The organism is Bacteriovorax sp. PP10, from assembly GCF_035013165.1.
In the GTDB taxonomy this organism is placed as follows: Bacteria; Bdellovibrionota; Bacteriovoracia; order Bacteriovoracales; family Bacteriovoracaceae; genus Bacteriovorax; species Bacteriovorax antarcticus.
In genome coordinates this window covers 478,134-490,337 of record NZ_JAYGJQ010000002.1, presented here as the reverse complement: position 1 = coordinate 490,337, position 12,204 = coordinate 478,134, and the positions used below count along the sequence as shown (strand labels likewise).

Below are 12,204 nucleotides of genomic sequence, written 5' to 3'. Positions count from 1 at the left end.
TAATAAGAGGTCTATATGTTAAAAAGTTTATTCTCACTTGTAGTTGTTCTTCATCTTTTCTTTTTTCAATCTGCATTCGCATCCAGCATGTGCGAAATAAGTAAAACGACTCCCTCAAAAATTGATATTTTAAATAACGATATTACAAAAATTTGTAACGAATTAGATACACCCATCAAAACAGAATTAAAATGTAGCGGTCTTGCTCATCTGGGTTATTCATGTGCTTATAGACCCGACATTAAGAAAGCTGAATGCTCTGGACTTCCTACTGCAAAATACTCTTGTGTCTATAATCAGAGCTCTGAGAAAGTAGATTGCAAAGGTAATGTCATGAATGGGTACTCTTGCGTTTATAATATCTCTATCAAAAAAGTTCAGTGTCATGGTCTGGCCAATACTGGTTATTCTTGTGTCTACAATCCCAACTTAAAAAAAGTTGAATGTAATGGATTAGCAACAATTACTCACTCTTGTGCATACAATCCTAATTTAAAGAAGGTAGAATGTTTTGGATTGCAAACTGCGGGACACTCTTGTGCCTATAATCCTGAATTGGATAAAGTTGAATGCGGAGGTATTGCTTACAATGGCTATTCTTGCGTAGCAGTTCCTAAAAAATAATTGGAGACAAAATGGAATTAAACGCATTATCAATCGTCTTCCCTGGTGGAACAAATATCGCTCAAGGGAAAAAAACGATTGAAGTACGTTCGTGGTTACCACCCTTAGACTTTCATGGGGATTTGGTTATTGTAGAAAATAAAAAATTCTTAAGAGAAGATGGCGACGTTGACCCGGAAGGCGTTGCAGTCGCTATTGTTAAAATTAAACTGACTAGAGAGTATTTAGAGTCAGACATTCCAGCGGCAATGGCCTCTCGTTGGGAGCCAGGATATTATTCATGGGAACTTATGGACGTGAGACCAATAAATCCTCCTGGGCCTGTTTTAGCTGCTCGTGGCATTTATAAGATAGAACTTGATCCAAATTTTATGGAGCAAATCTAAAAAGATCAAACCCCATAAATCCGTATAAATCAGATGAAAAATAAGTCGCACCACTTACAGGTGATAAAACAAAATTTCCGGCCCCCATTGATCCCGCGGTGTGATTTGGAGTGATTTTCTTTTTACCATTCCCACTGAAATCCACAAAATATAAATCATAAGTTCCAGGCATAAATTCATCAGATCTATAAACGACATGGGTGTTATTGACTACATAATCCCTGACGTTCGAAGGTGCTGGAACATTACTTAGAGCAGAATTAGAAGTTCCATCTGGATTAACAGCGAATAAGTCATACTGACCAACTATGGTTTGATCAGAAAGGTAGATAACTTTATCTTCATCGCGATTTAACTTAAATGACATGACATCACTTTGGTCATCTAATAACGTATTCAATTTAGTAAAATTCGTTCCATCAAAATTAACTGAGAACAATTCAAATTTATCAATTTTGTTATGATCCACTCTGAATACGACTTTTCCAGAAGGCAGAATCTTAACACCAGTATCAAATGTCGCATCAGGTATTATTGAAGGAGTTAATGTGACTCTATTAGATCCATCATTATTAACAGCTGTAATCGTATTTAATCCATCTGTCTCGTCATCTGAACGGTAAACCACTTTATTACTATTAGCTGACACTACAAAACCACTCACTGCTTGAGTTGTAAGTGCATATGCTCGACTAAGCTTAACTGGGTTTGTGCCATCTACATTGGATGAATAAAGCTCAGTTTTTGCATACGTATCTAGTGGCCCCATAAATATAATCTTACTTGAATCATACGAAAATTCAGGAGCGGCAGTCGATACTCCGCCAAGGGCATAAGTTCCAAAATTACTCACACAAACTCTATTAGCACCTGTTGCGAGATCTACTACGAACATGTCATTCACATCATCTGTAATGATATAATCTTGCTGGAAAGCAACTTTTTGAGAATCAGGACTAAATTTTATTGCTGTTGATACATCTTGATTGGCCGGGTTTGTCACATCAGCACTGAGTTTATGTAGATCAGTACCATTCACTCTCACTGCAAAAAGTTCAATGGCATTATCAAACTCCGCATCCGCAGTGAACACCACCCAATTAGAATCGGGTGAAACATAGTATGTTGTAATTTCAACATTAGGATTAATGAAATTTGGAGTGATCTTAATACTAGCGGCCGATCCATTTATAGGAACCGAGCGCAGCTCAGTTGGCTGCCCTGATCCTGGTATAAATCTGACAACCACGTGCTGAGAATTTGGAGTAAGTATATAACTCTTAACATTTCCATCCACACTAGTTGGAATGATCAATGCTTTTTCATCAGTTCCGAGTTTATTATTTGAATAAAGTCTGAATTGTTCTGAATAGACAGGATTTTCTAAATAAACAACTCTTTCTCCATCATTAGTCCATGTCAATGAAGTCGCACTATCAGCAAAGTTAACTAAACTATTTGATCCGGAAATTCTTACTGATTGAGTTCCATCGAAATTAACACCCCATGCTTCCTGAATGCCATCGAGTGTACGATCAGCTAAATAATAAATTCGCTCTAAATTCCAGTCAATGAATCTGGAGCGATTACCACCCGTTACATTGACGTCACCTTCATTGAATAAAATGGGTTCACTGATTTTTTTAAAATTTGAGCCATCGATATGTACAGTAAACACTTCAAAAACTTCATCAACGTCAACATCACCAAAAAGGACAATCTTACTTGAATCTGGTGAGACTTCGAAGTAACGTGCCTGACCATTTAGAATTTGTTTTGAACAAGTCAGACATAACTTTTCTGTTCCATCAAGTTTGTAGCGCCACAGAGATGTTGAAACTGTTAAGGGATTTGCTCCTGCAGTATCATTAACTGAAGCGATTACATATTGACCATCTGGAGTAAAATCCAGGTAGCGGTAGGTCGTTACACTAAATGGATGCAGCCCTTGGGCCTGGTCAGTTCCAATGAGGTCGTGAGTGACCTCTGATACACGTGTGTAACCATTTCCACCGGCATGATCAAATGCTTTATCTGCATCGGCCACGTAGATGTTATAAATGTTATCAGCTGCTCCATTATCAGTAGAGAAGACAACCTTTGTGCTGTCTGCTGAAAATCCAAATACCGGTGCAATGTCTCGGTTCGCGGCCATCGCCGGAGTGATGCGAACTCTGCTAGAGCCATCAATCTTAGCGACCCATAAATGCTGGATGCTATTACCTGAGCCCGCTCTATTATCACTGTCAGTGTTGTAAGCAACTTGTAGACCATCAGGTGAGATGAAGTAATTGCTGGCCACTTCAAATTGCGTTGAGTTGATCAGTGGATTGTGAATTCTCACAGAGCTTCCACCATTCACCAGATCATACGTATACAATTCAGTTCTTGCATCATCAATAAAATCACCATAAAACACGACGCGGTTTTTTAGTGAATTGACTTTATAGCTTGTCACTCCTCTTGATTGCCCTGGCACATAATTGTCAAAAGATGGGTTTAGTTTTACTCGCCCGGTCCCATCAGCATTCACAACATAAATTTCATTAATATTTAATGTATCTTGATCTGCTATATAAACAATCTTTCCTATTTCAGAAATATAAAGGAAATTACTTGCCACATTTTGCCCTGTCCCCAGCGCTCCATTAAGCTTAATGACGTTACTTCCATCTACATTAGAGATGTAAAGCTCAAAGCGCTCATCAAAATCTCTGTCTGATAGAAAGACTATTTTCTCTCCATCATGACTAATCTGCCCTTCCGTGTAATTAATATTTTTATTAGCTGTTGTTCCTTGAATATCTTTAAAATCAGATCCATCAATTTTTGCTGAACTCAAAAAAATCTGTGAGGTTTTTCCAGGTTGATAGTTTCGAAAATAGACTTCATTTTTAGAAGGACTATAGACAAATGTATCTGGGTTTCCTGTATTAAAAGGCTGAATATTTCCTGCTCTCATAGGAGTGATTGCCGTCAACTCGGTCCCATCGCTATTAGCGGACATAATGGCCGTAACACCATTGTCATAATAAGTTCCTCTCATGAGAATTTTCCCACTTCCAGAAGCAACTCCAATCTCATAGATATTTGAAAGTCCTGTGGCCGCCAAGGCCTGTGTATTTAACTTTTGTGTACTCGCGTTTATAAATGTTCTATTGGCCTCAATACCTGAATTTCCCACAGCATCACTGTGATTTGCGCTAAAAATTAAGGAGCTGGCATTTTCTTGTGACAGATCCAATGTGATTGACCATGTATGAGCAGCACTACATACAGGTTGTGCTGAATAGCCAAAATTAGAATCAATATTGACTACTTTTCCTGATTCGCTACAGCTTCCCGAAATCGTAAAAGCTGCTCTATTAGATCCTGTGTAAAAAGTTTTATCAGCTGGACTTATAAACGAAACAGTTGGAACGACTGTATCTTTTTGAATAGTCAAAGATAAAGAGCGAGAGACACTCATCGCATTGTCGTGAAACACTCCAATGGTAACAGCACCATCGCTTACAGAACCAAGATTAAATATTTTGGAATAAGTTTGAGAGGCAGTACACACCACACTCGCTGGGGCCATGCCTGTAATGGAAATAACAACATTGCGTCCCACTTCTGAACAATTTCCATTAACGGTAAAGCTATTTTTATTTGAAAGTTTTATAACGCTTGAAGGATTGGGCTGAACCATCGACAAATCGACAGCTGGAGTTCCCACATACCATCCACTACTCGAAAACTTTTCAGAAACGAGCCCAACTTTATCTACTGATCTTATAGATGGATATACCATTAAGTTTGAGTACGCTGTTAAATCAGAAGATAACTGAATCGTTTTAACATTACCAACATTAGCCCAGGGTAATAAATCGCTCCCTCCAGCAATCGATCCTAAGGCCACTTCATAATGACTAATACCACTTCCACCGTCATTATCATTTGCATCGTTCCAACTGAAAACCGGAGTCTGTGTTAAAGAGTTATAGTAGGATGTATGAACTAAATTCAAAACAGCTGCAGGTGAACGAGTGTCAATTCTAATGGCAGAACTCTCTGAAGCTATTGTCTGCCAATTACCGGCCTTATCACTTCCAATAAGACAGATTCTATTCGAAGCATTTTCTAAGAATACGACATTCGATTTTTGGTCTATCCCATACTCTGTTAGCTGCTCAAAAGTAACTCCCTGACATGAAGATAAGGAAGTAAGCTTATACTTATAACTGTAAAATTCATTATTACCGCTGACTGAAATTGTTCTAGCTAATGTACTTTTGCTAGGACTTAATCCAAGTCCATCTACAGACAAAGTGCCTACAGGTGCAACTGTATCCTTTATTAATTTTTTAGAAACTTGTGTCTGCGTTTTTCCATCAGAATTAGTTCCTGTGACAGAAATTTCGAATTCACCTTCATTAACAGAAGATAAATCTGTTACATAACTAAATTTTCCAAAAGCACATACGGCAGTAAACTCAAGATTAGGAATTTGTAATTGAACCGTTTTAAAGTTATTACACTCTCCATTGATTCGATAGGCACTCAAGTCTCTGGTAGGTACATATGGATCGCGAGATTTATTTTCAATATTAAGTCGGTTTTGTAAATTACTAGATAATGTGACTTTGCTTGGTAAGCAACCAGACATTGAAATGATGACCATGAATAGGGCTAAAAATTTCTTAAAGAAATGCATAAGATATTATCGGCTAATATCAACCAACCTTTTACAAAACTACACATAAATAAAAAAACAATAATAATATAACCATATTTTTAAATAGTTATATTTATCTATATACATGGAGATACATAAGGTTTTTTCTTTATATTTGCAAATTCACTAAAGGAACGCCAACATTCGATGCATATTCACTTCGGTATTTTAGTCAGTAATTCTTTAGCCATTTGAGCTCTTAGCGCTCAACACCAAGAGCTCAAATGACTAATCTCAAAAATTCCTCACCAACCACGGATAAACAGCATCATTAAAAGATAGCTTTGCTGGAAACTCCGACACAAACTTTCTTTCTTCAGTTTCAAAGTCCGAAGGGATCTCATGAAATTTTTCAACTTCGGCCGTAACGATTGATGTTGTATGCCCATCTGCAAGACGATAATAACCAACGTAAACTATATTTTTAATATCAACTCCAGCTTCTTCAAAAGCTTCTCTTTGAGCTGTTTCATAAAGTGTTTCACTGCCCTCTTTATGTCCGCCTGGTAATTCCCAGTTTCTAAATTTGTTTTTTACCATCAACCACTCTTTGCCATTTTTAATAAAAACCAAAACTGATTTGTATGATTCAGGAACAATGTTTGTTTTAAAGTAGCTAACCTTATCTTGATAATTTATTTCTTGCATGTGATCTCCTATGAGAAGGTGCTATTGCATGATGATGGCTCAAAATTTCCCAATTGATCGTGCTTTTTCCACATATCCAAGTTAACCTTTATTCAATGAATCCTCAGTTAAAAATTACATCTTCTATAAATCCAAATGACATCCATAAAGTCATGAGCATCGTTGCCACATTTGGTGCTAATGCAGAAAACATTATAAAGATTAGAGATTATATAAAAAATGAACTTAAAGAGTTAGCTGATAATAGAATCTTATATTTATTAGAAGACATTGAACCTGTTGCGATGGTTCAGCTTATTTTAAAAAATGCAGACAATAGACCTGAACTTGCAAACGGGAAAGAGATTGCTCATATTCACGCCTTACAAGTTTCTAAAACTCACCATCGTCAGGGTTATGGATTAAAGCTTATGCAACTATTAGAACTGGAGGCCATCGCACGAGGTGTGAAGACACTTACACTAGGTGTAGATAGTGATAATGAAAAGGCCTTAAACTTATATAAAAAATTGAATTATAGTTTAATGAAAACACTTGAAGGACGGACTCCTGAAGTACAACTTCACTACCTCCAAAAAAGATTAAATTAACTGCACTAAACTATTTTTTACAAAATCATAATCAACGGATTTAAAATCATTCGTATCAATTCTTATCAATTTTTCCGTCAGGCCTAATGGCGAAACGTTATCTCTTAATCGTATTTCAAACTCACCAAACCTTTCGTTGTCAGCATGACCTCTGTGTCTTTCCCCAAAATCCCATCTTTGCTTAAAACGATCATAGAGAATTTGAGAATAGCTTCTAAGAAAACCTCAACAACATCAAATCCATATTGCTCTAATAATATTTTTAGGGAGTTGGCCCAGGTCAGCTTTTAGTCTGGTAATTAGCTTCACAACAATCGGGCAAGTGATTAAAAACACAGCCCTTCCCCCCTCTGAGAAAGCCCAACTAAACATTTTTCCCTCTATCAAAAGCATCCTTCAATGCTATACTTTTTTAGTGTTTCATTAAATGGAGGAAACCTTGATTTTAAAACAAACTTTAAGTGCTCTCGTTGTACTATCGCTTTCAACTTCAGTTGTCACTGCAGCACCGAAAACTGTAGCTCAACCGCAATTTGATTATTCTGTTCTATCGATTCAAGACAACTGGGCAACAGCTGATAAAGCTCCAGCGACTCCTGCTTCAAAAAGAAAGATTGCAAGCTTGCAAACTTTTTCTGAATCAGATCTAAGTGCAGATTTTAAAAAATTAAGAGCTGAGTGGCTTAAGGTTCAAGACCCTGACCAATTAGAAGGGCTTCTAAAAAAATCATACGCAAACTTTGATTCTTATTCTGATGACACTAAATACTTTCTTACTCAAGCTCACGTTGCTCTTCCACTTCGTGGAATTGTGTGGAGACTTCGCCCTCTTTTTGAAAAAGGTAATTCGTTCTTAGGAAATAAAGCTACGCACGTATCAGCGATTCAAATCTTAAGAAGTGTTGCTGGTACTATCGACATGGCCCTTCCTACAGATCAGGCGAAAGCAACATTTAGATACTTCACAGAGCCTTCTGCTGATATGTCGAATGCATCTCAATTTAAATCAATTGCAGAATTTCAAAGCTTCTTAGGTAATGAAATGGCAAAAAAGCTATATGAAAGCACAACTCGCATTGAAGCTCTTATTGCTAAAGACTCTTCGAAAATCTTTGTTTGGGATAACAAAATGTTATTTGGAACAGGGGCATTCAGAGATGATATTCAACGCTACTCTGGGCACGGTGCCGCTGAAATGCACTTAGCTGCTTCTGCTTACTACAGATCTCTTCACGGGATTTTAGTTTTCTGTGCGTACAACCAGGACCTTGCTCTTGATGTTGCAAAGAAAATGGGAGCTCATGTTGGTCAAGACTCAATCTCAATCTTAGGAAAAGAAAAAGAAGACCTGGGGTTAACTGATGAAGAAAGAGTTGGTGTAATGACGGAATTCACTAAGAAAAAATTCTTATCACTAAGAGACATGCCAAACAATCCTTACGGAACAAACATGATGAAGCAGGCCTACACTGCTCTTAAAAATTATGTACTTCATGCTAAAAAAGCATACGAGCTTCTTCAGGATAAAGATGCAAACCCGGCAATGGCATTAAACCCAATTCACTTTTCTTCTGAGTCACAAGCGCAGTTAGGAAAAGGAATCAGCAATATGGTTGCTGTAGTTAAAGGCGAAGCAGAAGTGAGAGACCCGGTTTCTGGAAAGTCAGTGACAGTTAATCTTCCTGCTTTCTACAATAATCCTCCACAAAACCTAGGCGTTCTGATGGCAAATAAGTTCGAACAAGGTGCAAACGAAAAAACAATCAAAGCTAAAAACGGTGACCTTCTAAAAGTAAGAAACTACGACAAAGGTAGATCGATTGGATGGAACAACGATGCTTGGAAAACTTTTGTACCAAGTGCTGCAGGACAATCAAGTGACTATATGGCAGAGGCCAGAAGAATCATGAGATACAGCCGTGGGACTTCTTTAGTTATGAATTTGCCAACACTTTTTGTAAGATAATCAATCAATAGAATGGTGCTTGAAAGAGCACCATTCTTATTTTTCGTTGAGACCTTTTAAAATCCAGTAATCACCTATAAACGTCACCAGAAATCCTAAAGAGAATAGAACACCAAGCCACTTAAGCGGTATAAGTGTTTGCCCGATAAAAAATAAACTCCCAAAAATTAAAAGCAATGAGAACACAAGGCTTGCATCCCCTCTTAGGGCCAGTCCTTTCTCCAGCGTTCCACCATTAGAGGCAAACAGGTATTGAATGGCATTATCGCCTGTCAGCCCCACTAGAGCAGCAAAGAAGATTGATGTCACAACATTTACCGGAACTTGAAGGACGGCAATCACTGTGACCATAAACAATGGGGCCACTAAACTTGCGATGGCCACATCTTTAAAACTTGCACCTTTAATTTTTAATGTATGCATTAACGTAAACAAAATGATGAGTACCAGGAAAATACTTGTGACAAAACTCTCCAGCATCGTATGGCTCACTCTCTTATTCAGCTCGAGATAAACCAGAACTTGGCCAGTTGGTATACATTTATCACCACAAATTTTCTTCGTAAAATCTTGGAATTCTTCCAGCTCTTTTGTATTGATATTTTTAAGATAAACTACTGATCTTTTAAATTCAGGTGATTCAAAACGATTGTTAAGGGGTGTGCCTTCAAAGTCGCGGATGATTAAATCCTTTCTCAACTTAGACTCAAAATTATTTGTCCACGAATCCAAAAGATCTTTTTTATTCTCAATAAAAAGTACTAGTTTATGCTTCTTTACTTTCTCATTAATATCTTTCATTTCATTTTCAGAAACGTCTTTTTTAAACAAGAGAGAGATATTACCTTCCCAATTGAATTTCTTTTGAAAATCTTCAATCGCCACTCTTAATGGATGAGATTGCGGGAAATTGTTTTTGGGAGAATCCGAATAGTTTAAGAATGGCCATGCAACGAAGGCCATTACTGAAACAAATAAAAATGAATAAATAACCTTCTTCGATGGAGTGTATTTTAAGAATTTTTTAAAATGTTCAATATCAAAAGCTTTCTCACGATTAACCCAGCTCTTCTCAATTTTTAAAACTCCCATAATTGCAGGAACCAGATTAAAAAGGAGTGCCCACTCGAAAAATGCACCAGTAGCTGCGGCCACACCAAATCGTCTGATCATTTCTAAATCTGACGAGTATAGCGAAATGAATCCCACCATTGTTGTAAAAGTTGTAAAAAAGGCAGGGGTAATTATGTTGTGATAACTTTTTTTAGGATCATATTTAAAAAACTCAAATGACAAAAATAAGAAATCAGCAGTACCTGCGATTGCTGTCATTAAAATAAGGTTATTGGTTAGGATATCTACCGGGTATCCCATAATACCCATCAGTCCCAATGTATAAAAGATTGTGGTGCAAGTGATAGCAACATAGACAACACCACTCACCCACGTACCAAGAAAAAGTCGAAAAAAAATGGCAATGAAAATCAATAATCCAACATTGATGTAGAGGTCTTTAGTCAGAATTTTTTTGAACTCGATTCGGTAACTAAGTGGTCCTAGTAATTGAACGTCGCCTTTAGGATCTATCGTTTTATTTTTTAGCAAAAGATCATTTGAGATTCTTTCGATTTCATTAATGGGAACAACGCCATCATTATTTGCACTTTCGAAACTCACTTCCGTCAAAAACGTCGTGTGGTTTGGGTCTAAAAGAACCGGCCCGAGATAGGATTTTTGAACAGAATTTAATGAAGCAGACTGAAGATTTTCGGCACATGGATCTTCCAATAGCTTTTTATATAAAAGATCTCCACTGTCGTCTATTGGAGAGCGAAGACTGTAGACCTGGAATGCCCTAGTAATACTCTCTTCTTTATTCCTAACATTCTGAATTTCCCTCTGCCACTGACAGTGTATTTGAGAGTCCAGAACGCGAGAAGGCTTCCATACAAAATACAGGGAATTAGGATCTTTGAATTCGTTTCTTAATTTGAACCAATTTGAACTTGAGGCGAAACTCTCGTTCTTTACATCATAAATATCAAGTTCTAGATGAATATGACGTAACCCACTCACGGCCAGAATGAATAGGCCCAGAAAAATCAAGATTACAGTCTTTGGATAAACATAACAGTAACGTAATATCCCCTGAAACAAACCAAGCAAATAATTTGATTTTTCACCGACTTTTGCCTCGGTAGGCGTATTTTTCACCATACAAAATGATTAGACATAAATGCGGAAAGGGCAATATAATTTAATTGGAGAATTTAATGTCATATCAAGAAACACTACAGAATTTTGGCAATGCTAAATTCCTTCCGGAAGGTTGGTATTGGCTAATAAAGTCCTCTGAAGTTAAAACAGGCACAGCAAAACCAGCGAAGCTTGCAGACAAAGATTTTGTGGTTTATCGAGGCGCTGATAACACTATCAGAATCATGGATGCGCACTGTCCTCATATGGGTGCTCATCTTTGTGATGGTTTCGTTGAAGGCAATGATATCCGATGCCCTTTTCATTACTGGAAATTTAACGATACAGGTGACTGTATTGAAATTCCTGCACAAAAAGAAATAAAAAATATTCAGCAACTAAAAACATACCCTCAACGTGAGAAGTATGGACTGATTTGGGTTTGGGCCGGTGATCCGGATAAGATTGAAGAAGTTCCTGTTATTCCCGAACTGGTTGGCAAAGAACTCGACTACTCTCTTGGAAGCAGGTTCATTAAAAACTGTCATCCGAATGTCGTCATGATTAACGCTATCGATGCTCAGCACTTTAAATCTGTTCATAACTTAGTTGTCGATCTCGATATGAAGCCGACGGTGTTAACACCAAGATGTATTCAGCTATCTAACACGACTCCTCTCCCTCACAAAAATATCTTTTTAAAATGGGCATCAAAATTCTATAAGAATGCTCTGACTTACGAGATGACTTACTGGTGGGGCCATGTCGGAAGTGTTATGGTGGGACCTGATTTTTTACATTTCTATATTATCTTCGCCCTAAGACCGACTGCGGATGGTGTGACAGAAGGACAGACGATACTAGTTACTGAAAAAAGAAAATATGGATGGTTATTAAATCCAATTATTCTCTTTCTTACTAAACTTGTTGGAAACTATTTCGCTAAGGGAGATACAATCATCTTCTCCCGAATCAAGTTTAACTTTAAGACACCTCTAAAAGCAGATAAAAGCATTATTCATTTTATCGAACATTATGAAGGACAAGCTGAAGCAGGAAGCTGGAGCAACACTTAAT

At 37.4% G+C, this 12,204-nt stretch carries 8 protein-coding genes; 5 read left to right on the top strand and 3 right to left on the bottom strand.

All coding sequences use genetic code 11. From position 1 onward, the window contains the following. Positions 1-15 precede the first annotated feature (15 nt). Together SHI21_RS12340 and SHI21_RS12335 are read left to right on the top strand one after the other, a co-directional pair. Positions 16-624 (top strand): hypothetical protein, encoded by a 609-nt coding sequence (locus SHI21_RS12340; protein ID WP_323576897.1) that lies wholly within the window; start codon positions 16-18, stop codon positions 622-624. A gap of 11 nt (positions 625-635) precedes the next feature. Next, a complete protein-coding gene (locus SHI21_RS12335) occupies positions 636-1,010 on the top strand; it encodes an ASCH domain-containing protein (RefSeq protein ID WP_323576896.1) in 375 nt (124 codons plus the stop codon). Here the strand turns inward: SHI21_RS12335 and SHI21_RS12330 are convergent. Both SHI21_RS12330 and SHI21_RS12325 read right to left on the bottom strand, forming a co-directional pair. After that, positions 994-5,706 (bottom strand): hypothetical protein, encoded by a 4,713-nt coding sequence (locus SHI21_RS12330; RefSeq protein ID WP_323576895.1) that lies wholly within the window; start codon positions 5,704-5,706, stop codon positions 994-996. The genes SHI21_RS12335 and SHI21_RS12330 overlap by 17 nt on opposite strands. 255 nt (positions 5,707-5,961) lie before the next feature. Then, positions 5,962-6,375, bottom strand: a complete 414-nt coding sequence (locus SHI21_RS12325) for an NUDIX domain-containing protein (protein WP_323576894.1) — start codon at positions 6,373-6,375, stop codon at positions 5,962-5,964. 95 nt (positions 6,376-6,470) lie between these two features. Between SHI21_RS12325 and SHI21_RS12320 the strand changes: the two genes are divergently transcribed. Beyond that, entirely contained in the window at positions 6,471-6,965 is a 495-nt protein-coding gene (locus SHI21_RS12320; RefSeq protein ID WP_323576893.1) for a GNAT family N-acetyltransferase, read from the top strand. Between the two features lie 439 nt (positions 6,966-7,404). Further along, entirely contained in the window at positions 7,405-8,931 is a 1,527-nt protein-coding gene (locus SHI21_RS12315) for a hypothetical protein (RefSeq protein ID WP_323576892.1), read from the top strand. A 36-nt stretch (positions 8,932-8,967) separates the two neighbouring features. Here the strand turns inward: SHI21_RS12315 and SHI21_RS12310 are convergent, their stop codons facing one another. Then, positions 8,968-11,148, bottom strand: a complete 2,181-nt coding sequence (locus tag SHI21_RS12310; RefSeq protein ID WP_323576891.1) for an RND transporter family protein — start codon at positions 11,146-11,148, stop codon at positions 8,968-8,970. 56 nt (positions 11,149-11,204) lie between these two features. Between SHI21_RS12310 and SHI21_RS12305 the strand changes: the two genes are divergently transcribed. Continuing rightward, complete coding sequence (locus SHI21_RS12305; RefSeq protein ID WP_323576890.1) at positions 11,205-12,203, top strand: aromatic ring-hydroxylating dioxygenase subunit alpha; 999 nt, start codon at positions 11,205-11,207, stop codon at positions 12,201-12,203. Position 12,204 lies beyond the last annotated feature (1 nt).

Excerpts from the sequence above, each read along its gene's own strand:
- SHI21_RS12340 (WP_323576897.1), top strand. The coding sequence starts at position 16 with ATGTTAAAAAGTTTATTCTCACTTGTAGTTGTTCTTCATCTTTTCTTT.
- SHI21_RS12335 (WP_323576896.1), top strand. The coding sequence starts at position 636 with ATGGAATTAAACGCATTATCAATCGTCTTCCCTGGTGGAACAAATATC.
- SHI21_RS12330 (WP_323576895.1), bottom strand. The coding sequence starts at position 5,706 with ATGCATTTCTTTAAGAAATTTTTAGCCCTATTCATGGTCATCATTTCA.
- SHI21_RS12325 (WP_323576894.1), bottom strand. The coding sequence starts at position 6,375 with ATGCAAGAAATAAATTATCAAGATAAGGTTAGCTACTTTAAAACAAAC.
- SHI21_RS12320 (WP_323576893.1), top strand. The coding sequence starts at position 6,471 with ATGAATCCTCAGTTAAAAATTACATCTTCTATAAATCCAAATGACATC.
- SHI21_RS12310 (WP_323576891.1), bottom strand. The coding sequence starts at position 11,148 with ATGGTGAAAAATACGCCTACCGAGGCAAAAGTCGGTGAAAAATCAAAT.
- SHI21_RS12305 (WP_323576890.1), top strand. The coding sequence starts at position 11,205 with ATGTCATATCAAGAAACACTACAGAATTTTGGCAATGCTAAATTCCTT.